Annotated in this window: 21 protein-coding genes; 7 read left to right on the plus strand and 14 right to left on the minus strand. The window is 64.1% G+C overall.

Annotation, left to right across the window (positions count from 1 at the left end):
* The first annotated feature begins 3 nt into the window (after positions 1 to 3).
* From xseA to leuA, 3 genes are all read left to right on the plus strand, one after another.
* Positions 4 to 1,383, plus strand: a complete 1,380-nt coding sequence (xseA, locus tag ACIPIJ_RS03425) for an exodeoxyribonuclease VII large subunit (protein WP_401072691.1) — start codon at positions 4 to 6, stop codon at positions 1,381 to 1,383.
* A 3-nt stretch (positions 1,384 to 1,386) separates the two neighbouring features.
* Positions 1,387 to 2,214: a peptidoglycan DD-metalloendopeptidase family protein gene (locus ACIPIJ_RS03430; RefSeq protein ID WP_401072693.1), complete on the plus strand. Its 828-nt coding sequence runs from the start codon at positions 1,387 to 1,389 to the stop codon at positions 2,212 to 2,214.
* A 422-nt stretch (positions 2,215 to 2,636) separates the two neighbouring features.
* Positions 2,637 to 4,310, plus strand: coding sequence for a 2-isopropylmalate synthase (gene leuA, locus ACIPIJ_RS03435; protein WP_401072695.1), 1,674 nt, complete (start codon positions 2,637 to 2,639; stop codon positions 4,308 to 4,310).
* 191 nt (positions 4,311 to 4,501) lie between these two features.
* On the opposite strand, the gene ACIPIJ_RS03440 is transcribed toward leuA, so the two are convergent.
* From ACIPIJ_RS03440 to zwf, 3 genes are read right to left on the minus strand one after another with little or no spacing between them, the layout of a single operon-like run.
* A complete protein-coding gene (locus ACIPIJ_RS03440) occupies positions 4,502 to 5,176 on the minus strand; it encodes a bifunctional 4-hydroxy-2-oxoglutarate aldolase/2-dehydro-3-deoxy-phosphogluconate aldolase (protein ID WP_401072697.1) in 675 nt (224 codons plus the stop codon).
* Between the two features lie 17 nt (positions 5,177 to 5,193).
* Positions 5,194 to 5,907, minus strand: coding sequence for a 6-phosphogluconolactonase (pgl, locus tag ACIPIJ_RS03445; RefSeq protein WP_401072698.1), 714 nt, complete (start codon positions 5,905 to 5,907; stop codon positions 5,194 to 5,196).
* The gene (gene zwf, locus ACIPIJ_RS03450) at positions 5,894 to 7,363 is read right to left on the minus strand and encodes a glucose-6-phosphate dehydrogenase (RefSeq protein WP_401072700.1); all 1,470 of its coding nucleotides are present in this window, start codon (positions 7,361 to 7,363) and stop codon (positions 5,894 to 5,896) included. Before zwf ends, pgl begins: the two co-directional genes overlap by 14 nt.
* Positions 7,364 to 7,574: 211 nt before the next feature.
* Between zwf and hexR the strand changes: the two genes are divergently transcribed.
* Entirely contained in the window at positions 7,575 to 8,438 is an 864-nt protein-coding gene (gene hexR, locus ACIPIJ_RS03455) for a DNA-binding transcriptional regulator HexR (RefSeq protein ID WP_401073431.1), read from the plus strand.
* Here the strand turns inward: hexR and ACIPIJ_RS03460 are convergent.
* The 11 genes from ACIPIJ_RS03460 to edd form a co-directional block, all read right to left on the minus strand.
* Entirely contained in the window at positions 8,431 to 9,285 is an 855-nt protein-coding gene (locus ACIPIJ_RS03460) for a D-hexose-6-phosphate mutarotase (protein ID WP_401072702.1), read from the minus strand. The genes hexR and ACIPIJ_RS03460 overlap by 8 nt on opposite strands.
* Before the next feature lie 117 nt (positions 9,286 to 9,402).
* Positions 9,403 to 10,692, minus strand: coding sequence for a carbohydrate porin (locus ACIPIJ_RS03465; protein ID WP_401073433.1), 1,290 nt, complete (start codon positions 10,690 to 10,692; stop codon positions 9,403 to 9,405).
* Positions 10,693 to 10,787: 95 nt separating this feature from the next.
* A complete protein-coding gene (locus tag ACIPIJ_RS03470; RefSeq protein WP_401072704.1) occupies positions 10,788 to 11,942 on the minus strand; it encodes an ABC transporter ATP-binding protein in 1,155 nt (384 codons plus the stop codon).
* A gap of 3 nt (positions 11,943 to 11,945) precedes the next feature.
* Positions 11,946 to 12,791 carry a carbohydrate ABC transporter permease gene (locus ACIPIJ_RS03475; RefSeq protein WP_401072706.1) on the minus strand — a complete coding sequence of 282 codons (846 nt, stop codon included), beginning with the start codon at positions 12,789 to 12,791 and terminating at the stop codon, positions 11,946 to 11,948.
* Positions 12,784 to 13,692, minus strand: a complete 909-nt coding sequence (locus ACIPIJ_RS03480; RefSeq protein WP_401072708.1) for a carbohydrate ABC transporter permease — start codon at positions 13,690 to 13,692, stop codon at positions 12,784 to 12,786. The genes ACIPIJ_RS03475 and ACIPIJ_RS03480 overlap by 8 nt, the downstream gene beginning before the upstream one ends.
* Positions 13,693 to 13,840: 148 nt before the next feature.
* Complete coding sequence (locus ACIPIJ_RS03485) at positions 13,841 to 15,127, minus strand: ABC transporter substrate-binding protein (RefSeq protein ID WP_401072710.1); 1,287 nt, start codon at positions 15,125 to 15,127, stop codon at positions 13,841 to 13,843.
* A 104-nt stretch (positions 15,128 to 15,231) separates the two neighbouring features.
* The gene (locus tag ACIPIJ_RS03490) at positions 15,232 to 16,458 is read right to left on the minus strand and encodes an AGE family epimerase/isomerase (protein ID WP_401072712.1); all 1,227 of its coding nucleotides are present in this window, start codon (positions 16,456 to 16,458) and stop codon (positions 15,232 to 15,234) included.
* Positions 16,459 to 16,560: 102 nt separating this feature from the next.
* Positions 16,561 to 18,015 carry an ATP-binding protein gene (locus ACIPIJ_RS03495; RefSeq protein WP_401072714.1) on the minus strand — a complete coding sequence of 485 codons (1,455 nt, stop codon included), beginning with the start codon at positions 18,013 to 18,015 and terminating at the stop codon, positions 16,561 to 16,563.
* Complete coding sequence (gene gltR, locus ACIPIJ_RS03500; protein WP_401072716.1) at positions 17,996 to 18,721, minus strand: two-component system response regulator GltR; 726 nt, start codon at positions 18,719 to 18,721, stop codon at positions 17,996 to 17,998. Before gltR ends, ACIPIJ_RS03495 begins: the two co-directional genes overlap by 20 nt.
* 73 nt (positions 18,722 to 18,794) lie before the next feature.
* Positions 18,795 to 19,754, minus strand: a complete 960-nt coding sequence (locus ACIPIJ_RS03505) for a glucokinase (RefSeq protein WP_401072718.1) — start codon at positions 19,752 to 19,754, stop codon at positions 18,795 to 18,797.
* Entirely contained in the window at positions 19,751 to 21,577 is a 1,827-nt protein-coding gene (gene edd, locus ACIPIJ_RS03510) for a phosphogluconate dehydratase (RefSeq protein WP_401072720.1), read from the minus strand. Before edd ends, ACIPIJ_RS03505 begins: the two co-directional genes overlap by 4 nt.
* A gap of 264 nt (positions 21,578 to 21,841) precedes the next feature.
* Between edd and gap the strand changes: the two genes are divergently transcribed.
* The 3 genes from gap (at position 21,842) to ACIPIJ_RS03525 (ending at position 24,553) form a co-directional block, all read left to right on the plus strand.
* On the plus strand, positions 21,842 to 22,843 hold the full coding sequence (gap, locus tag ACIPIJ_RS03515) for a type I glyceraldehyde-3-phosphate dehydrogenase (protein WP_401072722.1): 1,002 nt from the start codon (positions 21,842 to 21,844) through the stop codon (positions 22,841 to 22,843).
* A 144-nt stretch (positions 22,844 to 22,987) separates the two neighbouring features.
* Positions 22,988 to 23,500 carry an RNA polymerase sigma factor gene (locus ACIPIJ_RS03520; protein ID WP_401072724.1) on the plus strand — a complete coding sequence of 171 codons (513 nt, stop codon included), beginning with the start codon at positions 22,988 to 22,990 and terminating at the stop codon, positions 23,498 to 23,500.
* Between the two features lie 90 nt (positions 23,501 to 23,590).
* Positions 23,591 to 24,553, plus strand: a complete 963-nt coding sequence (locus ACIPIJ_RS03525; RefSeq protein WP_401072726.1) for a FecR family protein — start codon at positions 23,591 to 23,593, stop codon at positions 24,551 to 24,553.
* Positions 24,554 to 24,595: the final 42 nt, after the last annotated feature.

Here is a 24,595-nt window from a genome sequence, read left to right on the forward strand (position 1 = left end):
AGCATGATCAAAGACCCCTTCGAACGACTCGGCCTGGACCGCGAGGTCCTCACCGTCAGCCAGCTCAACGGCCGCGCCCGGGTGCTGCTGGAAGACGTGTTCCGCAGCGTCTGGGTGGAAGGCGAGATATCCAACCTCGCCCGCCCGGCCTCCGGCCACATGTACTTCACCCTCAAGGACAGCGGCGCCCAGGTGCGCTGCGCGCTGTTCCGGCAGAACGCCACGCGGGTGCGCCAGGCGCTACGTGACGGCCTGGCGGTGCGGGTGCGCGGCAAAGTCTCGCTGTTCGAAGGGCGTGGCGACTACCAGTTGATCCTCGACACCGTCGAACCCGCCGGTGACGGCGCCCTGCGCCTGGCTTTCGAGGCGCTGAAAGAAAAGCTCGGCGCTGAAGGCCTGTTCAGTGCCGAACGCAAGCGGCCGCTGCCGGCCCACCCGCAGCGCATCGGCATCATCACCTCGCCCACCGGCGCGGTGATCCGCGACATCATCAGCGTGTTCCGCCGCCGTGCGCCGCAGGTCGAGCTGAACCTCATCCCCACCGCCGTGCAAGGCCGCGAATCCATCAACCAGATCGTCCGCGCCCTGCAACTGGCCGACAGTCGAGGCTTCGATGCGCTGATCCTGGCCCGTGGCGGTGGCTCGCTGGAAGACCTGTGGAGCTTCAACGAAGAGGCCGTGGCCCGCGCCGTCGCGGCCTGCGTCACGCCGATCGTCAGCGCCGTGGGGCATGAGACCGATGTGTCGATCAGCGATTTCGTGGCCGACGTCCGCGCCCCCACGCCATCCGCCGCCGCCGAGTTGCTGGCCCCTGACAGCAGCGGCCTGCAGCAGCGCCTCGAAGGCCTGCAGCGGCGCCTGCTGCTGCGCATGCAGAACCGCCTGGCCCACGACCGCCTGCGCCTGGACTCGCTGACCCGGCGCCTGCGCCACCCCGGCGAACGCCTGCGCCAGCAGGCCCAACGCCTGGATGACCTGGACATGCGCCTGCGCCGGGCGTTCATGCTCAACCTCAACCAGCGCCGCGAGCGCCTGGCACGCCTGGACACGCGCCTGGCGGCGCAACATCCAGGCCGCACGCTGAAACTGCTCGGCCAGCGCCTGGACAGCCTCGCCGAGCGCCTGCCACGGGCCATGCGCGAGGTGCTCAAGGATCGCCGCCAACGATTCCAGGCCCAATTGCAGACCCTGCAAGTGGTCAGCCCGCTGGCGACCCTGGCGCGCGGCTACAGCATCCTCCTCGACGAGCGTGGCCAGGCCATCCGCAGCGCCGAGCAGACCCGCAACGGCCAGCGCCTGACCGCCCGCCTGAATGAAGGCGAGCTGCTGGTGCGGGTCGAGGACAACCACCTGACTCCGGTCACCCTTTCGCTACTGGATTAAGCCATGCCCCGCCTGTTCGCCCCCCTGCTTGCCCTTTCCCTGCTGTTGCTGGCCGGCGGCGCCCAGGCCAGCTACATCACCCGCACCCTGAACAAGCCAGTACCCGGCGGCGTCGCCGTGGTCGACCTGGGCCCTGCAGCCACGGCGCCGAATGCGCGCTTTGACGGCAAGCCGGTGCTGGTGGTGAAAGAGCAGGACAACTGGCTGGCCATCGTCGGCATCCCGCTGACGCAAAAGCCAGGCACTGCGGTCCTGAGCGAAGGTGATCGCAACCTGCCGTTCAGCGTGGGCAGCAAGCAGTACCCCGAGCAGCACATCACCCTGAAGAACAAGCGCCAGGTCAACCCCGACCCGGCCGACCTCAAGCGCATCGACCGCGAACTGGCCGAGCAGATCAAGGCCTACCGCAGCTTCAGCCCGAACCTGCCAAGCAACCTGGTCCTCGACAAGCCGGTCAGCGGCCCGCTGTCGAGCAAGTTCGGCGTGCGCCGCTTCTTCAATGGCGAGGAGCGCAACCCGCATGCAGGGCTGGACTTCGCAGTGCCTGCGGGCACGCCTATCAAGACGCCGGCCAATGGCAAGGTGATCCTGGTGGGTGACTACTTCTTCAACGGGCGTACGGTGTTCGTCGACCATGGCCAGGGCTTCATCAGCATGTTCTGCCACATGTCGAAGATTGACGTGCAGGTGGGGCAGCAGTTGCGTCGTGGCGATGTGGTAGGCCGGGTAGGCTCGACGGGGCGGGCGACCGGGCCGCACATGCACTGGAACGTCAGCCTCAATGATGCGCGGGTGGACCCGGCCATCTTCATTGGTGCTTTCCAGCCCTGAAATCGACGCCAACCTTTTCGCGGGCAAGCTCGCTCCCACAAGGTTCTGGGGCGCCGCCGGCCTTGTGGGAACGGGCCTGCCCGCGAAGAGGCCGAGACATCCATCATCACTTCCCTTCTCTTGCGCCATCAAAAAATACAGCGCAAAAACCTCAAAGCGTTAAAAGATCAGGCGCTATAAAATCTCGCCATTAAGCTTTTTTTAAGCATTCCTCTCAATTTTCCGCGACCCCTTGCCATCCCTTACCGCTCTGGTTAGGGTTGAGGGCATGAAAACCTTCAGCACCCTCATCCTGCTCCGACAACATCGCAGCCTCTGCCTGGTCAGCGCCCGACTACCAGGCTGAATCGCGTCGCCTCGCCCTTTCATCTCGTTACTGCTCGGCAGGCCCGATCTCGGCCGCACACAAAAGGATTGCTTCCATGACCATGCTCAAAGACCCATCGAAGAAATACCGCGCTTTCCCGACCATCGACCTGCCTGACCGCACCTGGCCGTCGAAGACCATCACCGAAGCGCCGATCTGGTGCAGCTCGGACCTGCGTGATGGCAACCAGTCGCTGATCGAGCCGATGGACACCGAGAAGAAGCTGCGTTTCTGGAAGACCCTGGTGCAGGTTGGCGTGAAAGAAATCGAGGCCTCGTTCCCGTCCGCTTCGCAGACCGACTTCGACTTCGTGCGCAGCCTGATCGAAGACGGCCACATCCCGGACGACACCACCATCCAGGTACTGACCCAGGCCCGTGAAGACCTGATCGCGCGCACCTTCGAATCGCTGCGCGGTGCGAAGAAGGCCATCGTCCACCTGTACAACGCCACCAGCCCGTCGTTCCGCCGCATCGTCTTCAACCAGGACAAGCAAGGCGTGAAGGACATCGCGGTGAACGCGGCCAAGCTGTTCGTCAAATACGCCGCCCAGCAGCCGGAAACCCAGTGGACCTTCCAGTACTCGCCAGAAACCTTCAGCGCCACCGAGCTTGAGTTCGCCAAGGAAGTCTGCGACGCAGTCATTGAAGTGTGGAACCCGACCCCTGAGCACAAGGTCATCCTCAACCTGCCGGCCACTGTGGAAGTTGCCACGCCGAACATCTACGCCGACCAGATCGAGTGGTTCTGCCGCAATGTCAGCCGCCGTGACAGCGTGATCATCAGCCTGCACTGCCACAACGACCGTGGCACCGGCATCGCCGCCACCGAGCTGGGCCTGATGGCCGGCGCCGACCGTGCCGAAGGCTGCCTGTTCGGCAACGGCGAGCGTACCGGCAACGTCGACCTGGTGACCCTGGCGCTGAACCTCTACACCCAGGGTATCGACCCGCAACTGGACTTCTCCGACATCGACGGCGTGCGCAAGGTGGTCGAAGAGTGCAACCAGCTGCCGGTGCACCCACGCCACCCGTACGTCGGCGACCTGGTCCACACCGCGTTCTCTGGCTCGCACCAGGACGCCATCCGCAAGGGCTTCGCCAAGCAGCAGGAAGGCGAACTGTGGGAAGTGCCGTACCTGCCGATCGACCCGGCCGACATCGGCCGCAGCTACGAGGCGGTGATCCGCGTCAACAGCCAGTCGGGCAAAGGCGGCATCACCTACCTGCTTGAGCAGGAGTACGGCATCAGCCTGCCGCGCCGCATGCAGATCGAGTTCAGCCAGGTGGTTCAGGGTGAAACCGACCGCCTGGGCTTGGAAATGACTGCCCAGCAGATCTACAGCCTGCTGCATAAAGAATACCTTCAGGCCAACAGCCCGTACGCCTTGGTCAGCCACCGCCTGCAGGAAGAAAACGGCCACAGCGCCGTGGAAGTGGAAGTCGCCGGTGAGGGCGAAACCACCCTGCACTGGCGCGGCAAGGGCAATGGCGCCCTGGAAGCCTTGGTCGCCGGCCTGCCGATCGCCGTCGAGATCATGGACTACAACGAGCACGCCATCGGTGCCGGCACCAACGCCAAGGCGGCGGCCTACATCGAACTGCGTGTGGCCGGCGGTCGCCCAGTACACGGCGTGGGTATCGACGAGAACATCACCACTGCCAGCTTCAAGGCGCTGTTCAGCGCGCTGAACCGCTCGCTGAGCCAGCAAGAGGCCAAAGCGGCATAAGCCGTGAGTTGATCATCAGAAGCCCGCATCCATGATGCGGGCTTTTTTATTGCCGGTACTGGCCGAGTGGCCGGCAAGCCGCCCCCCCACAAAAAAGCAGGGCCAGCACAGGCAGCACAAAATCTGCAGGCAAAAAAAAGGGGCGCCGACCAAGCGCCCCATAAGCCGTAAAGCACACAACAAATTCAGTATCAGTCCAACAGCGCCATCGCCTCGGCACTGCACGCTTCGATCCGCGCCCAGTCGCCATTCTTGATCCAGCTGCTGTCGAGCATCCAGGTGCCGCCCACGCACATCACATTGGGCAGCGCCATGTAGTTGCGCACGTTGGCCGGGTTGACCCCACCAGTTGGGCAGAAGCGGATATCGCCGAACGGGCCGCCAAAGGCCTTGATCGCTGCCACGCCGCCGCTGATTTCTGCGGGGAACAGCTTGAAGCGGCGATAGCCCAGGGCGTAACCCATCATGATTTCGGACGGTGTACTAATGCCTGGCAGCAGCGGGATATCGCTGTCCACACCGGCGTCGAGAATGTCCTGGGTGATGCCCGGGGTTACCACGAACTGCGCGCCAGCGGCCTCGACCGCTGCATACATGCCGCGATCAAGCACGGTACCTGCACCGACGCACAGCTCCGGACGCTGTTCGCGCAGCACCTGAATGGCCTTGAGGCCATACTGCGAGCGCAAGGTCACTTCCAGGGTACGGATGCCACCCGCGGCCAGGGCATCGGCCAGGGGCAGGATGTCTTCCTCACGGGCGATGGTGATCACCGGCAGGATGCGCGCAGCGCCGCAGATCGCATCGATCCGGGCGGCTTTCTCGGCCATCGAAAGCAGCGGCTGTGGGCGTTCAAGGGTGGTCATGACAGTGGATCCTTTGCTCATGGGCACCAGTAGATGTCCAGGGGGTCGTGAAGAAAGGCGCGAATCGGCATTTCGTTAAGGTCGTTGCCCGCCAGCGCGGCGCGCAGGGTAGCGAGTTTGCCCGGGCCCTGCACGGACAGCGCGATGAACGCGGCGCTGGCAAGCAGCGAACGGGTCAGCGATAGGCGCTGGTGCGGCACGCTCGGCGCCAGCAATGGCAGGCAGCGGCGTTTGCTGGTCAGGTCAAGGCCCTCGGCCAAATTGGGACTGCCGGGGAACAGCGAGGCCGTGTGGCCATCGTCGCCCATGCCCAGCACTAACACATCGATTGCCGGCAAATCGGCCAAAACCTGGTCGGCCTTCAGCGCTGCCGCGTCGAGGTTTTCAGCCCGTTGGTACAAACCGATAAAGCGGGCCTTGGCAGCAGCCTTCTGGAACAGGTGGCGGGCCAACAAACCGGCATTGCTGTCGGCGTGTTCCACCGGCACCCAGCGTTCGTCGGCCAGGCTGATGGTCACCTTCGACCAGTCCAGCACTTCGGCCGCCAGCTTCTCAAGGAATGGCACCGGGCTGCGGCCACCGGACAGCACCAGGCACGCCTGCCCTTTGGCGGTAATGGCTGCACGCAGGCGTTCGGCTACATCAACGGCCAGCGTCGACGACAGCACCTTGGCATCATCCAGTTGATGCGCCTTTACCGTTGCCGGCAATTGCAGTTCAGATATCCCCATACCACGCCCTCCCATCACGTGTGATCAGTGCAATCGAGCTCATCGGCCCCCAGGACCCAGCCGCATAGGGCTTGGGCGCATCACCGGCGCTTTGCCAGCCAGCGATCAGCTGGTCGCACCATTTCCAGGCGTATTCGATTTCATCTTTGCGCACGAACAGGTTCTGGTTGCCGCGCATCACTTCAAGCAGCAAGCGTTCGTAGGCATCCGGGATGCGCGCGGTGCGCCAGGTGTCGGAAAAATTCAGCTGCAACGGGCCGCTGCGCAGTTGCATGCCCTTGTCCAGGCCCTGCTCCTTGGTCATCACCCGCAAGGAAATACCCTCGCTCGGTTGCAGGCGGATGATCAGCTTGTTGCCAACCTGCAAGCGCTGCTCCGGGGCGAAGATGTAGTGCGGCGTTTCCTTGAAGTGGATGACGATCTGCGACAGTTTCTGCGGCATGCGCTTACCGGTACGCAGGTAGAACGGCACCCCCGACCAGCGCCAGTTGCGGATGTCGGCGCGCAGGGCGACGAAGGTTTCGGTGTCGCTCTGGGCGTTGGCGTTGTCTTCTTCCAGGTAGCCAGGCACCGGCTTGCCCTCGCTGTAACCGGCGATGTACTGGCCGCGCACCACGCGGGTGCTCAGCCCCTCGCCGGTGATCGGCGCCAGCGCCTTGAGCACCTTGACCTTCTCGTCGCGGATGCTGTCGGCCGACAGCTCGCTGGGCGGGTCCATGGCGATCAGGCAGAGCAGCTGCAACAGGTGGTTCTGGATCATGTCGCGCAGCTGGCCGGCTTTGTCGAAATAACCCCAGCGGCCTTCGATGCCGACCTTTTCGGCGACGGTGATCTCCACGTGGGAGATGGAATTCTGGTTCCACTGGGTTTCGAACAGGCTGTTGGCAAAGCGCAGGGCGATCAGGTTCTGCACCGTCTCCTTGCCCAGGTAATGGTCGATGCGGTAAACCCGGCTTTCCGGGAAGAAGCGTGCCACGGCATCGTTGACCCGGCGCGACGACTCCAGGTCGTGGCCAATGGGTTTTTCCAGCACCACCCGGGTGCGCGAGGCCAGGCCTGCCTTGTCGAGGTTTTCGCAGATCGCGCCGTACACGGCCGCCGCAGTAGCAAAATAGGCAATCAATGGCAGCTCGCCAGGTGCCTGCTCGGCCAGGGCCTGGTAGCCCTCCGGCTGCAGGAAGTCCAGGTGCTGGTAGCTTAGCCGCCCGAGAAAACGCCCCAGCGCCGCAGGCTCCAGGTCGGCCTGGGCCACGTGCTTGCGCAGGTGGGCCTCGATGGTATTCAAGTGCTCCTGTGCGCTACCCACCTCGCGGGCCAGCGCCAGCAGGCGGGTATCCGCGTGCAACAAATTGGCGCGGTCTAACTGATAGAGCGCAGGAAACAGCTTGCGCAATGCCAGGTCGCCGAGGGCGCCAAACAGGGCAAAGGTGCAAGGTTCGACACTGATCGCTGCCATGATGTTGGTTCTTTCCTAAAGTTGGTCTAGGAATACCGCTTTCACATACGGTTTTCAAGGGATAATGTAGTAAAAACCACAACATTACACACGAGTGTTACAGACAAGTGGTGCGCCACCCGTACCGCCAGTACGATAGACGACCGTGCAAAAAGCCTGCTGCTGTGGCAGCCGGCTGTCTTCTCGACCCAAGGACACACCCATGGACCGCGTGCGAAACCTCCTGGAGCAGATCCAGGGACGCCTCGACGAGCTGAACAAGGCCGAACGCAAAGTCGCCGAAGTCATCCTGCTCAACCCGCAACAAGCCACCCGCTTCAGTATTGCGGCGCTGGCCCAGGCGGCCAAGGTCAGCGAACCGACCGTCAACCGCTTCTGCCGCTCGTTCGGCGTCAGCGGCTACCCAGAGCTCAAGCTGCAGCTGGCGCAGAGCCTGGCCAGTGGCGCAGCCTATGTCAGCCGCGCGGTGGAAGCCGACGATGACCCGGCGGCCTACACCCAGAAGATCTTCGCCAGCGCCATCGCATCGCTCGACAGTGCCTGCCAACAGCTCGACCCGCAGCAGGTCAGCCGCGCCGTGGACATGATGATCCAGGCCCGGCAGATCCACTTCTTCGGCCTCGGTGCTTCTGCACCGGTGGCCCTCGATGCGCAGCACAAGTTCTTCCGCTTCAACTTGGCGGTGTCGGCCCATGCCGACGTGCTGATGCAGCGCATGCTGGCCTCGGTGGCGCACACCGGCGACCTGTTCGTGATCATCTCCTACACCGGGCGCACCCGCGAACTGGTCGAAGTGGCGCGCGTGGCCCGTGAAAACGGCGCCTCGGTGCTCGGCCTGACCGCAGCGGGTTCGCCGCTGGCCCAGGCTTGCAGCCTGAGCCTGCACATCCCGTTGCCGGAAGACACCGACATCTACATGCCGATGACCTCGCGGATCATCCAGCTGACCGTGCTCGACGTATTGGCCACCGGCATGACCTTGCGTCGGGGCGTGGACTTCCAGCCGCACTTGCGCAAGATCAAGGAAAGCCTCAACGCCAGCCGCTACCCGGTCGAGGACGACGAACTCAACTGAGCCGGTGCGCCTGCAGCCGCAGGTGAGCGCGTTGCCCAGGCGCCAGGCTCAGGCCCTCGCCACTGCCGCTGGCCGCCTCGACGCAGACAAAACCCTGGCACTCACGCCCGCTCACGCCCATCAGTGGCCGGTTGCCGGGGTGCCAGACGACGGTGTCGTCGCTGTCACCAGTATCGATGCACAGTTCACGCTGCCAGGCCGGGTCCTGCAATTGCACCCGCGGCGTACCGGGGTAGACCTTCTGGCAGCCTCCCTTGAGTTTCAGGGCGCCATCCTCGCGACAGGCTTGCCGGTTGAGGCGGTCGTAACCCTCGATGTCTTCTAGCCCAGACAGCGCTATCTCGGAAACGTCGCTGATACGCCAATAGGCCAGCAGCGCATGGCTCAGCTGGCAAGGTTCGCTGTCCTGGTGCTCGGTGCTCAGGCTCAGCTCCATGCGACTGCCCAGCCGGGCATGCAGGTCGACCTGCCAGTCGCACAGGTCCAGCCGCCATTTCAGGCTCACGCCCTCCTCGTCTTCGCGGCTGTCGACCAGCTTCCAGTCCAGCAGCCGCGCCCAGCCATGGGCCGGCCACAGGTCCTCGCTGGGGTGGCGGCCATACCACGGCCAGCACACCGGCACACCTCCCCGGATCGCCCCCACCTGCGGCCACTGTTCGGCGCACCACAGCCAGGGCCGCTCGCCGGCCGGCTGGAAGTGCAGCAACTGCGCGCCCTGACGGCTGAACACCGCCTGGCAGCAGGGGTGATCGATGATCAGCACATCGCGCTGCTGGTAACGCTCCCACTCGAATGTCGGCCTGGGCCTCTGCGAGGAAAAGAAGCGATGTAGCGGATGTTCAGGCATGGTTCCAAGCTCTTGTTGTTTGAGATAGCGCTGTCTCGGTCTATTCCCGACAACCACTGCAAGCCAGTGGGTGCCGGGAGCCGAAATTGGATTGGCGTAAATTTACAACAATTAGCCTCAGAATGACGACTGAATCTTCAACCCCGCGACCAGCGCGTTGTCCACCTCATCCACCCCGCCAGGGCTTTTTATGTACTGCAGGTTGGGGCGCACGGTCAGCCAGTTGGTAACGTGGAAGCCGTAATACAGTTCGGCGTTGTACTCGGTGCGCTGCAGCGGCACGAAGCCCGGGTTGTCGTAGTCGTCGATGCCGCTTTGGGCATTGAGCAGTTCGGCGCGCTTTTTCACGTCGTCGTTCACGTGAATGCGGGCCACGCCGAAGCCGATGTCATCCTTGGGCCGGGCGTCGAAGGCGCCCTTGTACACCAGGCCGACCTGCTGGTAGTTGTCGACCACGTTGGTGGCCTTGTCGTGCACGGTGAAGTTGGCGAACAGGCTGAGGCCACGGCTGGCATCGCCGCCATGGGCGGTGACTTGCTGCTGCGCCACTACCCACCAGCCGTGCTTGCTCGAATGCGACTTGAAGGCTGCACCGGTCAGCGCTTGCGGATTGCCATTGATGTCGTCGTACACATCGTCGGCCTTGGCCGTGCTGTAGTAGTAGCCCAGGCGGTACTCGCCCGGCAGGCCGTTGACCTGTGGTGACCACACCGCTTCCACCGGCAAGATTGCACCCTTGGTGCCGCTGCCGCTGAGTTTGAAGCCGTTGCCGGTTTCCAGGTTCGAGGGGTTCTGCTCAAAGGCGCCGACCTGGACGAAGAACTCGGGCGTGATGTTGTACTTGACCCGCAGCGCCCACTGGCTGACTGGCCAGTTGTACCAGATGCCACCCACCCAGTTGCCCACCTGCGAGCCGCAGAAGGCCAGGTTCTGGAAGTCGCACGGGAAGCTGTTGAAGTCCTCGCCTTCGCCGAAGCGGCCGAATTTCACATCCAGGGCACCGTCGAAGTACTTCTGCTTGACCCACATCTGGGTCAGCCGCCAAGTCTGGCCGCGGCCCCACACTTCCTGCACCGAACTGAACTGGCCGGCACGCGGGTCGCTGATGCGGTCGTTGGACAGGTTGCGGCCGCTGCGCTCGGTGATCGCCAGTTTGAATTCGGCGTCGTGCCAGCCGAAGATCTTCTGCAGGTCCAGGTGCGCGCCGAGGGCGAACTGGTCACTGTAGCGTGCGGTCTTGTCGTCGTTGTAACCACCGTTGAGGTTACCGGCCACCTCGCCCACATAGTCGAGGGTGAAGTCGTAGCCTTTTTCCAGCAGTTCGGTGCGGGTGCCGCCCCAGTCGCCGGTCATCCATTTCGACTCGCTGGAGAAGGCCTCGGCGGCCTGAGCCCCGCTGCTACCCATTACGGCAAGCAAGGCCAGTGAGCCCAAGGTCCTGATGCGATTGCGCTGTTCCATCCCTTTGCGTCCTCTTTTTTCTTATTGATGGTGTAGACGATTCAACGGCCCTTGAGACGGGTGACGTTGTCCTTCACTGAAGCGTTGGCAGTGTTCATGTCCAGGCGCTCGCCGCTGGCCGCGTCGAACAGCAGCACCCGCGCCGGGTCGAATTGCAGGTTCAGGCTGTCACCCACCCGGCACGCCACGTCCGGCGCCAGGCGGCAGCACACTTTGGTCTGGTTGAGGGTGACGAACACCAGCAGGTCAGGCCCGGTCGGCTCGGTCACCTGCACTTCGGCGCGAATACCCGGCAGGCCATTGGCCTCGCCCGTGCCCAGGGCGATCTGCTCGGGGCGGATGCCGAGGATGATCTCGCGCCCGTCCAGTTCGTCGCTGGCCACGCCCAGCGGCAGCTCGCAACGCGCCTGGCCGCTGTCGAGCAGCGCCAGCAGGCGCCCCTCCTGCTTGGCCAGGCGCACCGGAATGAAGTTCATCGGTGGCGAGCCGATGAAACTGGCGACGAACTGGTTGGCCGGATCGTTGTAGATCTGCTGCGGGGTGCCGAACTGCTGGATGATGCCGTCCTTCATCACCGCCACCTTGTCGCCCAGGGTCATGGCCTCGATCTGGTCATGGGTGACGTACACCGTGGTGGTCTTCAGGCGCTGGTGCATCAGCTTCATTTCGGTACGCATTTCGACGCGCAGTTTGGCGTCGAGGTTGGACAGCGGCTCGTCGAACAGGTAGATCTTCGGCCGCCGCGCCAGTGCCCGGCCCATGGCCACGCGCTGCTGCTGGCCACCGGACAACTGCGCCGGCTTGCGCGCCAGCAGGTGCTCGATCTGCAGCAGCTTGGCCACCCGCGCCACTTCCTCGTCGATGGCCGCCTGCGGCATCTTGCGGATCTTCAGGCCGAATTCGATGTTCTCGCGCACGCTCATGGTCGGGTACAGCGCGTAAGACTGGAACACCATGGCGATGTCGCGATCCTTGGGGCTCATGCCGCTGACATCCTGGTCATCGATCAGGATCGCACCGCCGGTGATGTTTTCAAGGCCGGCGATGCAGTTCATCAAGGTCGATTTGCCACAACCCGAGGGGCCAACCAGGATCAGGAATTCGCCGTCCTTGATCGACAGCTGGATGGCCTTGAGGGTATCTGGCAGGCCACTGCCGTAGGTCTTGTTCACATTGCGGATTTCAAGCGTTGCCATGACTTACCCCTTGACGGCGCCGGCCGTGAGGCCGCGGACGAAATACTTGCCTGCCACCACGTAGACCAGCAGGGTTGGCAGGCCGGCGATCATCGCCGCCGCCATGTCGACGTTATATTCCTTGGCCCCGGTGCTGGTGTTGACCAGGTTGTTCAGGGCCACGGTGATCGGTTGCGAGTCGCCGCTGGAGAACACCACACCGAACAGGAAGTCGTTCCAGATCTGGGTGAACTGCCAAATCAGGCAGACCATGATGATCGGCGTCGACATCGGCAGGATGATGCGGCGGAAGATGGTGAAGAACCCGGCACCGTCCAGCCGCGCGGCCTTGACCAGCGCATCGGGGATGCTCACGTAGAAGTTGCGGAAAAACAGTGTGGTAAAGGCCAGGCCATAGACCACATGCACCAGCACCAGGCCGCTGGTGGTGCTGGCCAGGCCGAGTTTGCCGAGGGTGAACGAGGCGGGCAGCAGCACGGTCTGGAACGGCAGAAAGCAACCGAACAGCAACAGGCCGAAGAACAGCTGCGAACCACGGAACCGCCACATCGACAGCACATAGCCGTTGAGCGCGCCGATGGCGGTGGAAATCAGCACCGCCGGCACGGTGATCAGGATCGAGTTCCAGAAGTAACCGTTGACGGTGCCCCAGGCCTTGACCCAGCCAATGCCGCTGACCACGGTCGGCCAGCTCAGCAGGTTGCCGGTACTGATGTCTTCGGGGGTCTTGAAGCTGGTCAGCAACATCACCACCAGCGGCACCAGGTACAGCAGCACTGCAATCAGCAGCACAGCGTGGATGGCGATGCGGCTGAGGCTCAGCGCCGGTTTGTCGGCAGGGCTATGCATGGCGTTTGCTCCGCAGCTCCGAGTACAGGTAAGGCACGAGGATCGCCAGGATCGCCCCGAGCATGAGGATGGCGCTGGCCGAGCCCATGCCCATCTGGCCGCGGCTGAAGGTGAACGAGTACATGAACATCGCCGGCAGGTCGGACGAGTACCCCGGGCCACCGGCGGTCATCGCCGCCACCAGATCGAAGCTCTTGATGGCGATGTGCGAAAGGATCATCAGCGAGCTGAAGAACACCGGGCGCAGGCTGGGCAGCACCACGGTCCAGTAGATGCGCGGCAGGCTTGCACCGTCCATTTGCGCAGCGCGGATGATCGACTGGTCGACGCCACGCAGGCCGGCGAGGAACATCGCCATGATGAAGCCCGAGGCCTGCCACACGGCGGCGATCACCAGGCAATACACCACGCGATCAGGGTCGATCAGCCAGTCCAGGCGAAAGCCTTCCCACCCCCAGTCGCGCAGCAGCTTGTCCAGGCCCATGCCGGGGTTGAGCAGCCACTTCCAGGCGGTGCCCGTGACGATCATCGACAGCGCCATGGGGTACAGGTAGACGGTGCGGATGAAGCCTTCGCGGCGGATGCGCTGGTCGAGCAGTACGGCAAGCAGCACACCGATGGCCAGGCTGATGGCGATGAACAGGCCACCAAACACCAGCAGGTTCTTGCTGGCCACCCACCAGCGGTCGTTGTCGAACAGCCGCGCGTATTGCGCCAGGCCTGCCCATTTGTAAGTCGGCAGGAAGGTCGAGGTGGTGAAGGAGAGGACGAAGGTCCACAGGATGTAGCCGTAGAAGCCTACCAGGACGATGAACATGCTGGGCGCCAGCACCAGTTTCGGTAGACAGCGCTGCAGAGCGTCCAGGGGTGAGGCCCGCAGTTGAGCGGTTGCTGTAGTCATGGTGTGATTACCGGGAGCCTAGGCAGCCCCTTGTGGTGTCAATTCTGGCCTCATCGGAGGCACGCCGGCTCCCACCTACACCCCACAGTTTCAAGGGCAGTGAAAGACCTGTGGGAGCCGGCTTGCCGGTGATGAGGCCATCAGGGTTTCACTTGGCCGCCTTGATCGCCGCCGCCAGCTTCTTCGCCGCATCGGCAGGGTCTGCCTTGGGGTCGTTGATGTAGTTGGTCACTACATCGAAGAACGCGCCCTGCACGGCCAGCGTGGTAGCCATGTTGTGCGCCATGCTCGGCTGCAAGCCGCCCGTCTTGGCGTCAGCCAGGAAGTCCTTGGCAGAGGTCTGGGCGCAGGCATCGAAGCCGTTCGCGGCCATGTCGGCGAGCATGTCGTTACGCACCGGAATGGACCCCTTGTTGGTGCTGAAGACTTTCTGGAAGTCCTGGCCGAGCACCTTCCTGGCGATGTCCTGCTGGCCAGCGGCAGTGCCCTTGTCGTTCTGCTTGAACACCACCAGCGAGTCAATGTTGTACAGGAACGCCTTGTCGGTGCCAGGGAACGCGACGCACTGGTAGTCCTTGCCGGCGGTCTTGTTGGCCAGGGTCCATTCGCTCTTGGCCCAGTCGCCCATGATCTGCATGCCGGCCTTGCCGTTGATGACCTTGGCCGCTTCTAGGTTCCAGTCCTGGCCTTTGCCGTCCGGGTCCATGTAGGTGGCGACCTTTTTCAGCTCGGTCAGCGACTTGACCATCTGCGGGCCGGTCAGCGTCGCTTCGTCCAGGTCGACCAGCGCTTTCTTGTAACCGTCCGCCCCCATCACCGACAGCACCACGCTCTCGAACACGGTGCTGTCCTGCCACGGCTGGCCGCCATGGGCGAGCGGGATGAAGCCGGCAGCCTTGAGCTTGTCGGCGGCGGCGTAGAAGTCGTCGAGGGTGGTCGGCGCCTTGTCGATGCCGGCCTTCTTGAACACTTCAGGGTTGATCCACAGCCAGTTGATGCGGTGGATGTTCACCGGCACGGCCACGTATTCGCCTTCGTACTTCACGGTGTCGGCGACTTTCTTGTCGAGCAGCGCGTCCCACTTTTCTTCCTTGGCGACGTCCTTGAGCACTTCCGGGTCGAGCAGGCCGGTGGCGGCCCAGTCCTGGATATCCGGGCCCTTGATCTGGGCAACGCCCGGCGGGTTGCCGGCCACCGCGCGGCTCTTGAGCACGGTCATGGCGGTGGCGCCACCACCGCCGGCGACCGCGCCGTCCTTCCAGGTGAAGCCGTCTTTCTCGACCTGGGCCTTGAGTACATCGACCGCCGCTTTTTCACCCCCGGAGGTCCACCAATGCACTACCTCGACACTGCCTTTGGAATCGGCGGCGAAGGCACTGAGCGGGAACAGAGAGGCGAGAGAGATCGCGGCAGCGAGACGGAGCGTCGAATTCATCGGAGTACCTTTCTTGTTGTTATGCAGGGCAAGTCGGTCGCTTGCATTGCATGGAGTCTAATCAGAGTGCTCGCTGCGCCAGGTAACGAAGCGATGCGTGAATGTCATCGTTTGGTTACATTGCGTGCGAGCCCGGTTGCCAGGCTTGGCGCCAACGGCTGGGTGGGCAGCAGCACCGCCTGGTAGGCGTGATAGAGGTCGGGTTTACCGGCCCAGATGGTCGCGGCAGGTCGGTTGGCAGGGTCGAGTTCGTGATGCCAGCTGCCGGCTGCGCGGTCGATGAAGTGGGTGTCGATGAACGCCCAGAAGCAGCGGTACCAGCGTGCGTATCGAGGCTCGCCGGTACGTTGCAGCAACGCTGCGGCGCTAGCGCACGCTTCGGCGTGCACCCAATGCAGACGCTCACGCACCCTCGGTTGGTTGTCCCAATCCAGCGTGTAGACAATGCCCTCGGCGCCGTCGACATTCCAGGCATGGCGGCAGGCGCTGCTGAACAGCCCACGGGCGCTGGCCAGCAGCCAATCCGGCGTATGCAGCCCCGCCAGGCGGCGCGCCGCCTCAAGGTGCAGCACCAGCCGTGACCATTCGAAAGCGTGCCCAGGCGTGCTGCCATATGGGCGGAAGTGATCGGCGGGGTTATCGCGGTTGTAGTCGGGCAAGGCTTGCCAATGCGCGTCAAAATGCTCGACGACCCGGTAGTCGTTGGCCGCAGCATGGCCGTGGATGATGCGCAGGGCGATGCGCAGGGCGCGCTCCAGCCAGAGCACATCGCCCGTGACATCCGCCAACGCGAGAAAGGCCTCGGTAGCGTGCATGTTGCTGTTGGCGCCGCGGTAGGCTTGCGGCTGCAGCCAGTCGCGGGAAAAGGATTCACGCAACGCGCCCTCTTCCTCGCTCCAGAACCGATCCTCGATCACCCGGGTCGCGTCCACCAGCAAGCCCTGCGCACCGCCAGCACCCGCTGCCACGGCGGAGCTGGCGGCCAGCGCGACGAAGGCATGCAGGTAAGCCGCCTTGCCGTCATCACCGTGCCCACGCGGTCGCGCGAACCAGCCACCGTGCCTGGCATCGCGCAACGGCCCGCGCAAGGCCCGCACGCCGTGCTCCACCCGCGCCAGACAGCCGGGCACCCCTTGCAGGTGGGCCAGGGCAAAGCTGTGGGTCATGCGGGCAGTGACAAGGGTATCGGCGACAGCCGTGGGCGGCAGCGCGCCGTGCGCGTCAAGGCAGGCGAAGCCGTCGGGTACTTGCGCGGCCTTGGCGAACGACAGCAGGCGCAGGCCTTCAGCGCTGAGCCACTGGCGATGTTGCGGGGAATCGATGTAGTCCATGCACCCGTTTCTTCCATGTCTGAGGTTTGCAGATTCTAGCCAGCCGTCCTGGCTGGGATGTCACGAAGGCCCGCACCAATGTCACCGTTTGGTGACACGGCATCAGTCAATGCCGCGTGGCAAGTACAAGGTCACCCGCAGCCCACCCTCGCGCAAGTTCAGCAGGCTCACCTCGCCGCCGTGGCTATGGGCGATGTTGCGCGCAATCCCCAAACCCAGCCCATACCCCTGCTGTTGCCCGGCCAGCCTGAAGTGCGGCTCGAACACCTGCTCCTGTTGCTGTTGCGGCACGCCGGGCCCCTGGTCATCCACCTGCAGGACAAAGCCTTCGGCGCTGTCGATGATGCGCAAGTGGGCCCGCTCGCCATACTTGATGGCGTTGTCGATCAGGTTGCCGATGCAACGCCGCAATGCCAGCGGCTTGCCCGGGTACGGCGCCAGGGCCTGGCCTTCGACGGTGATGCGGCCGTCGCGCACGTAGGGTTCGGCGAGGATTTCCAGCACCTGGTTAAGGTCGACCGGCTCGATATTTTCGTGAATATCGGTGTCTTTCACGCACTGCAAGGCGCCTTTGACCAACAACTCCAGCTCATCCAGGTCCTGGCTGAACTTGGCCTGCATGCGCTCGTCCTCCAGCAGTTCAACGCGCAGGCGCAAGCGGGTGATGGGCGTGCGCAAGTCGTGGGAAATGGCACTGAACAGCTGGCTGCGCTCGGTGAGGTAGCGGCTGATGCGCTCGCGCATGCTGTTGAATGCCCGCCCGACCTCGACCACCTCACTGCCGCCGCCTTCGGCCACCGGCGCCACATCAGCACCCAGCGACAGCTCGCGCGCGGCCCGCGCCAGGCGTTTGAGCGGCCAGCTCTGCCAGTGCACCAGCAGGCCGATGAACAGCAGCAGCATGGCGGTGGTCAGGACGATGAAGCCGATCTGCTGCCGTGGAAGGCGCTCGGCTTCCAGGCTCGTGTAGGGCTCGGGCAGCAGCGAGGCGATATACAGCCACTCGCCTTCGCCCAGGCGTATTTGTGTGACCAGCACCGGCGGGTTCAGCGGCTCCAGGGTCAGCGAGTAATGGGCCCAGGAGCGCGGCAGCTCATCGAGCTTCAAGCCGCTGTTGAAGATGCGCAGGTCATCAGGCCCGACGAACGCCACGGAAATCTCCATCTGTGCGCCGAGCCGCTCGTGCAGCACCTGCTGGAATACCTCGATGACTGCCTGCTTGCGCGGCGTGATGGGCAACACCGGCATGTCCAGCGGTTTATCGTTCAGCGACACGAAGAAACGCGTGCCGCCCATGCTGCGCAATTGGTCCAGCACCATCGGCCGATAGGCCACCGGTAACGAACGGAAGTAGCTGACGCTGGCACTCATCGAATGCGCCAGGCTGCCGGCACTGGCACGCAAGCCCTGCAACTGGCTGGCGCGCAGCTGGGCGACCCATATCACGCTCGACAACCCTTGCGCGAGCAGCACCACCAACAAGGTCAGCAGCAGCATGCGCCCCAGCAGCGAACGTGGCAGCAGGCGCCAGCGGCGCTCAGGAAGCGCAGCAGACATGGGCGGCCAACAGGTAACCACTGCCGCGCACGGTGCGGATCAGCCGCGGCGGTTTGTCGGTGTCGCGCAGACGCTGACGCAGGCGGCTGACCGCCATGTCGACGATACGGTCCAGGGGCATCGGCTCACGGCCACGGGTAGCGTTGCCGATGGTGTCGCGGTCGAGGATTTGTTGGGGGTGGTCGAGAAACAGCTTGAGCAGGGCAAAGTCGGCACCGGACAGGATCACCTCTTCGCCATCGCGGTGGAACAGCCGGTGGCTGACCGTGTCCAGGCGCCAGTCATCGAAAGCCAGTACGGCGCTGGCCGGTGCTGCCTGGCCGAACTCTGCGCGCCGTAACAGGGCCTTGATCCGCGCCTGCAACTCCCGCGGGCTGAACGGTTTGCCCAGGTAGTCGTCAGCGCCCAGCTCCAGGCCGATGACCCGATCAGCCTCGTCGGAGCTGGCGGTCAGCATGATGATCGGTACCCGCGACTGGCGCGGGTGCTGGCGCACCCAGCGGCACAGGCTGAAGCCGTCTTCGTCAGGCAGCATCACGTCGAGGATTACCAGGTCGCAGGGGGTGGTTTCCAGGGCGCGGCGAAAGCCCTGGCCATCGGCTGCGGCATGCACCTGGAAGCCGGCGCGGCTCAGGTAGGTTTGCAACAATTCGCGGATTTCCTGATCGTCGTCGACCATCAGGATCGATTTTCCGGCAGTGCTCAAGGTGTCCCGCCCTCTTGTTTGTCGCAGGTCTTCAGTGCCTGCTGCACGGGCCACTTCGCGCCCCGTTCACAATTCAGTGATCCAGCGCTTGCTGTAATGCCACCCCGGCGCCCAGCAGTCCAGAGAATTCCGCCGTCACCAGCCACACCGGCACGCCGGCAAAGTAGCCACTCATGCAACCCTTGTCGGCAAAACTCGCAGCAAAACCACTGCGCATAAACAGCTCGGCGAAGCGCGGGATCACGCCGCCGACAATAAAAACTCCGCCACGCGCCCCCAGGGTCAGCACATTGTTACCGGCCACGCGGCCCAGGAAGCGGCAGAACTGCTCGACCACCGCCAACGCCTGTGGCTCGCCGCCCAGGGCCGCGTCGGTGATGTCTGCAGGGGTCTTGTGCCGCGGTGTGGCGCCGTCCAGCACGCAGATGGCCTGGTACAAGCGCACCAGGCCACCACCGCTGAGTACGGTTTCGGCACTTACATGGCCGATCTGGCTGTGAATCTGTTGGTGGATCGCCGCTTCACGGGCATTGCCGACCGGCAGGTCGACATGCCCGCCCTCGCCCGGCAACGCCTGCCAATGCTGCTCGCCAAGGCGCAGCAGGCTGCCGACACCCAGGCCGGTGCCAGGCCCGATCACCAGTGCGGGCCGCAACGGGTCGGCCTGGCCGGGGCAGACTTCGCGGTACTCGCCCTGTTGCAGGCGGGTCATGCCCAGGGCCATGGCCGAGAAGTCGTTGATCAGCAGCAGCCGCTCGACCTGCAAGGTCTTGCAGAATGCGCTGCGGCTCAGCCGCCAATGGTTGTTGGTGAAGCGAAACTCGTCGCCATCGACCGGCCCGGCGACCGCCAGGCACACCGCTGACAAACCACCACGGGCGATGCCGTGATCGTCAAGGTAGGCCTCGATGGCCTGCTCGGGGCTTGTGTAGTCGGCAGTGGCGAAGACCTTCACCTGGTACAGCTGGTTGTCACGCCACAACGCAAAACGGGCATTGGTGCCACCGATGTCGCCAACCAGCAGGTCCTTCATTTGAGGTTCTCCAAAGCCGAGGTGAAGGCGCTCGCGCCCTGTTCGGCCGGGCTGAACGCCATGCGCATGAAGCCGAACAGCTCGCGCCCGCAGCCCAGGTCATTGCCCTGGGGGGCTGGCGGCAGGTCGCGGCTGGCCAACTCCTCGGCCGACACCATGACCCGCAGCGTGCCTTCGACACCATCGACGCGCACGATATCACCATCGCGCACCCGCGCCAGCGGGCCGCCGTCAAACGCTTCGGGGCAAACATGAATGGCGGCCGGGATCTTGCCCGACGCGCCCGACATGCGCCCGTCGGTGACCAGCGCGACTTTGTAGCCGCGGTCCTGCAGTACACCGAGGAATGGCGTCAGCTTGTGCAGCTCGGGCATGCCGTTGCAACGTGGCCCCTGGAAGCGCACCACGGCCACGAAATCACATTCCAGCTCGCCGGCCTTGAATGCATCGGCCAGTGACTGCTGGTCCTGGAACACCCGTGCCGGGGCTTCCACCACGCGGTGCTCGGGGGCGACCGCAGACACTTTCATCACCCCACGGCCGAGGTTGCCTTCCATCACCCGCAGGCCGCCCTCGGCGGAGAATGGCCGCGCCACCGGGCGCAGGATGGTTTCGTCGAGGCTGTCTTGCGGGCCCTCGCGCCAGACCAGCTTGCCGTTGTCGAGGAACGGTTCCTGGGTGTAGCGGCGAAGTCCGTAGCCGGCCACGGTGTTGACGTCTTCATGCAGCAAGCCGGCGTCGAGCAGCTCGCGGATCAGGAAGGCCATGCCACCGGCGGCCTGGAAGTGGTTGATGTCGGCTTTGCCGTTGGGGTAGACGTGGGACAGGGTCGGCACCACCTCGGACAGGTCGGCCATGTCCTGCCAGGTCAGCTGGATGCCCGCCGCCTGGGCAATCGCCGGGATGTGCAAGGTGTGGTTGGTCGAACCGCCCGTGGCATGCAGGGCGACGATGGAGTTGACCAGCGCTTTTTCGTCGACGATCTCGCCCAGAGGCATGAAGCTGCCGCTGGCCTTGGTCATGCGCGTGACCTGCTGCGCGGCCTCGGCGGTGAGCGCGTCGCGCAGCGGCGTGTAGGGGTTGACGAACGAGGCACCCGGCAAGTGCAGGCCCATCACTTCCATTACCAGCTGGTTGGTGTTGGCCGTGCCATAGAAGGTGCAGGTACCCGGGCTGTGGTAGGACTTCATCTCCGACTCCAGCAGTTCCTCGCGGCTGGCCTTGCCTTCGGCATAGCGCTGGCGCACATCGGCTTTCTGCTTGTTGGAGATGCCGGACACCATCGGGCCGCCCGGCACGAAAATGGTCGGCAGGTGACCGAAGCGCAGCGCGCCCATCATCAGGCCGGGGACAATCTTGTCGCAGATGCCGAGCATCAGCGCGGCGTCGAACATGTTGTGTGACAGCGCTACCGCAGTGGACATGGCAATCACTTCACGGCTGGCGATGGCCAGTTCCATGCCGGGCTCGCCCTGAGTCACACCATCGCACATGGCCGGCACGCCGCCGGCGAACTGGCCGACCGAGCCGACTTCGCGCAGGGCCTGCTTGATCTGATCAGGGAAGTGCACGTAGGGCTGGTGCGCCGAAAGCATGTCGTTGTAAGCCGAGACGATGGCCACGTTGGCGGCGTTCATCAGCCGCAGGCTCTGCTTGTCTTCGGCGCCACACCCGGCCACGCCGTGGGCGAAGTTGGCGCACTGCAGGCTGGCCCGCATGGGTCCGTCACTGGCCGCGCCGCGAATCAGCTGCAGGTAGCGTTCACGGGTGGCACGGCTGCGTTCAACCAGCCGTTGGGTGACCTCAAGGATGCGCGGGTGCATGTACGGGACTCCAGGCTAACGGTAAGGGCGGTTTACCGGGCATTTCCCCTCCAAACGATTGCGGCCTAGGCTCCAGTGTAAGGGGCCCTGCGCATCGAGGAGGCGGCTCACCCGACCACTCGTTGTATATTTAAACAAAATACTGCCAGTAAAAAGGCTTGTTTTCTATCGCTCAGTGAATAATCTTGTAATTCCAACAACAAAACCGTTTCAGTGAAGCTTCTTTGTGCCACAGGTTTCACTCGGACTGCCAGAGGTACTGCCATGACCCTACGCATCGCCATCAACGGATTCGGCCGCATCGGGCGCAATGTCCTGCGCGCACTGTATACCCAAGGCTACCGCCAGGACCTGCAGGTCGTCGCCATCAACGACCTGGGCGACAGCGCGATGAACGCCCACTTGCTCAAATACGACAGCGTGCACGGTACATTCGATGCATCGGTCGAGGCCGATCACGAGAGCTTGACGGTCAACGGTGACCGTATCGCGGTCAGCGCCATCCGCAATCCGGCCGAGCTGCCCTGGAAGGCCGAAGCGATCGACGTGGTGTTCGAGTGCACCGGGCTGTTCACCGACCGCGCCAAGGCCGCCGCGCACCTGGCAGCGGGCGCAGGCAAGGTGATCGTCTCGGCCCCGGCCAAAGGCGCCGATGCCACGGTGGTGTATGGGGTCAACCACGACATCCTGCGCGCCTCGCACCAGGTCATTTCCAACGCCTCCTGCACCACCAACTGCCTGGCGCCGATCGCCCAGGTGCTGCACCGCGAGTTCGGCATCGAGCAGGGCTTGATGACCACCATCCACGCCTACACCAACGACCAGGTGCTGACCGACGTCTACCACAGCGACCCGTACCGCGCCCGCTCGGCCACCCAGTCGATGATCCCGAGCAAGACCGGCGCCGCCGAAGCCGTGGGCCTGGTATTGCCGGAACTGGCCGGCAAGCTGACAGGGCTGGCGGTGCGCGTGCCGGTGATCAACGTGTCGCTGGTCGACCTGACCGTCAACCTCAAGCGTGAAGCGACCGCCGAGCAGGTCAACCAACTGTTCCTCGAAGCCAGCCGGCACTCCAAGGTGCTGGGCTACAACGCCCTGCCGCTGGTGTCGTGCGACTTCAACCACAACCCGCTGTCGTCGATCTTCGATGCCAACCACACCCGTGCCAACGGCAAGATGCTCAAGGTGATGGCCTGGTACGACAACGAGTGGGGGTTCTCCAACCGCATGCTGGATAACTGCCTGGCGTTGTGCAGCGCCCGCTGACGCGCGATGGCCCGATTGCCGGTGAACCGGCAGTTGGGCCGGGCCTTCAAACCACAATCTTTACCTTTTCCTAACACTTCCATGCTTGACCAACAGGGCAGATGATAAGCATTATCATTAACCTTTCGTCGGCCAGGTCACCCCGTGAGTCAGTCCCGGTTCAACTCCATCTTCCTCGTCCAGCGCCTTTCCCTGCTGCGCACCCTGCAGCGCATGGTCGGCAACCCCAACACCGCCGAGGACCTGCTGCAGGAAACCTACCTGCGGGTGTCCCGTGCCCTGGGCGAACGGCCTATCGAGCACCTCGAGCCCTTTGTGTTCCAGACCGCCCGCAACCTGGCCCTGGACCATCTGCGCACACGCCGGGTGCAATCGCGCATGCTGGTCGACGACGTGCCCGACGAAATCCTCCACAACGTCGCCGCACCACTGAGCAGCAGCGAAGATGCCGCACACGCCGAGCAACTGCTCAAACACCTGAGCGTCAGCCTCAACCAGCTGAGCGAGCGCCAGCAGCGCATCTTCATCCTCAGCCGCCTGCACGGTGCCAGCTACCTGGAAATCGCCGAGCAACTGAACGTCTCGGCCAGCACGGTACAGAAGGAACTGAAACTGATCATGGCCATCTGCATGGGTGTGGCCGATCGCCTCAAGTGAGACGACCGCTGGCCAGTCGAACGAGGCGAAGCGCTTGCCACGTTCCGCCTTAGCCGTGATCATTCGGGAAAATCATTTCAAGGATTCACCGTGACCGACAGCCCCGTCCCTCGCCCGCCAACCGCCGGGCCCGACGCCCGCGCCCGTGCGATGGACGAGGCGCTGGACTGGCTCGTACGCCTGCAATGCGCCAGCGAAGCCGACACCCTGGCCTTCGAGCAATGGCTCAGCGCCGCGCCGGAAAACGCCGAGGCCTACGTCGAAGCCGAAGCCGTGTGGAACGGCACCCCTCTGCGCCAGGCCGCCACACAGATGCACCAGGGCCGGCGCCGCTCCATCCGTGGGCGCCTGCGCAGCCACTGGAAACCGCTGGCGACTGCCGCCGTGCTGTTGGTCGGGCTGTTCACCGTCGGCAACCTGCCAGTGCGCCTGCAGGCCGACCACCTGACCGTGGTGGGCGAGCGTCAGCGCCTGCAACTGGATGACGGGGCCAAGGTGCTGCTCAACACCAATTCGGCGTTCGCCAGCGACCTGCGCGAAGGCCGCCAGGTGGCGCGCCTGCTGCAAGGCGAGGCGTATTTCCAGGTGCCGGGTGGCGCCCAGCTGCCCTTGGAAGTACAGGCCGGCCCGCTACGGGCGCAGGTGCGCGACACCGATTTTGCCGTGCGCTACCTCGATGGCGAGGCGCAGGTCCGCGTGCAACGCGGCGACGTTGACCTGCAGGCTGCCAGCGACCAGCGTATCCGCCTCAGCGCCGGCGACAGCATCAGCGTCGGCCCCAAAGGCTTCGGCCAACGCCAGCGCCCGGACATGCACAAGGACCTGGCCTGGATCGACGGCCGCCTGGTCTTCGAAAACTGCCCGCTGAGCCAGGTTCTGGCCGAAGTGCGGCGCTACTACCCGGGCTGGATCATCAGCCGCAACGCCCACCTCGACGACATGGCGGTGACCGGCAACTACCGCCTCGACCAGCCGCTGGAAACCCTGCGCGCACTGGCCCACATCACCTCTGCGCAACTGCACGAATACCCCGCCGTGGTCATCCTCAACTGACCTGAAAATTATTTTTACGCGATCACCCTGGCCCGCCCGTCT

Origin of the sequence: Pseudomonas sp. NPDC087185, assembly GCF_044744955.1 — a bacterium.
In the GTDB taxonomy this organism is placed as follows: Bacteria; Pseudomonadota; Gammaproteobacteria; order Pseudomonadales; family Pseudomonadaceae; genus Aquipseudomonas.

Bases quoted from the DNA above. Each gene is read 5' to 3' on its own strand.
- ACIPIJ_RS03430 (WP_401072693.1), top strand. From the start codon at position 1,387: ATGCCCCGCCTGTTCGCCCCCCTGCTTGCCCTTTCCCTGCTGTTGCTG.
- gap (WP_401072722.1), top strand. From the start codon at position 21,842: ATGACCCTACGCATCGCCATCAACGGATTCGGCCGCATCGGGCGCAAT.
- leuA (WP_401072695.1), top strand. From the start codon at position 2,637: ATGACCATGCTCAAAGACCCATCGAAGAAATACCGCGCTTTCCCGACC.
- zwf (WP_401072700.1), bottom strand. From the start codon at position 7,363: ATGGCAGCGATCAGTGTCGAACCTTGCACCTTTGCCCTGTTTGGCGCC.
- ACIPIJ_RS03485 (WP_401072710.1), bottom strand. From the start codon at position 15,127: ATGAATTCGACGCTCCGTCTCGCTGCCGCGATCTCTCTCGCCTCTCTG.
- pgl (WP_401072698.1), bottom strand. From the start codon at position 5,907: ATGGGGATATCTGAACTGCAATTGCCGGCAACGGTAAAGGCGCATCAA.
- ACIPIJ_RS03505 (WP_401072718.1), bottom strand. From the start codon at position 19,754: ATGAAGGACCTGCTGGTTGGCGACATCGGTGGCACCAATGCCCGTTTT.
- xseA (WP_401072691.1), top strand. From the start codon at position 4: ATGATCAAAGACCCCTTCGAACGACTCGGCCTGGACCGCGAGGTCCTC.
- ACIPIJ_RS03465 (WP_401073433.1), bottom strand. From the start codon at position 10,692: ATGGGTAGCAGCGGGGCTCAGGCCGCCGAGGCCTTCTCCAGCGAGTCG.
- ACIPIJ_RS03440 (WP_401072697.1), bottom strand. From the start codon at position 5,176: ATGACCACCCTTGAACGCCCACAGCCGCTGCTTTCGATGGCCGAGAAA.
- ACIPIJ_RS03495 (WP_401072714.1), bottom strand. From the start codon at position 18,015: ATGTCTGCTGCGCTTCCTGAGCGCCGCTGGCGCCTGCTGCCACGTTCG.
- ACIPIJ_RS03480 (WP_401072708.1), bottom strand. From the start codon at position 13,692: ATGACTACAGCAACCGCTCAACTGCGGGCCTCACCCCTGGACGCTCTG.
- ACIPIJ_RS03460 (WP_401072702.1), bottom strand. From the start codon at position 9,285: ATGCCTGAACATCCGCTACATCGCTTCTTTTCCTCGCAGAGGCCCAGG.
- ACIPIJ_RS03475 (WP_401072706.1), bottom strand. From the start codon at position 12,791: ATGCATAGCCCTGCCGACAAACCGGCGCTGAGCCTCAGCCGCATCGCC.
- ACIPIJ_RS03470 (WP_401072704.1), bottom strand. From the start codon at position 11,942: ATGGCAACGCTTGAAATCCGCAATGTGAACAAGACCTACGGCAGTGGC.
- edd (WP_401072720.1), bottom strand. From the start codon at position 21,577: ATGCACCCGCGCATCCTTGAGGTCACCCAACGGCTGGTTGAACGCAGC.
- ACIPIJ_RS03490 (WP_401072712.1), bottom strand. From the start codon at position 16,458: ATGGACTACATCGATTCCCCGCAACATCGCCAGTGGCTCAGCGCTGAA.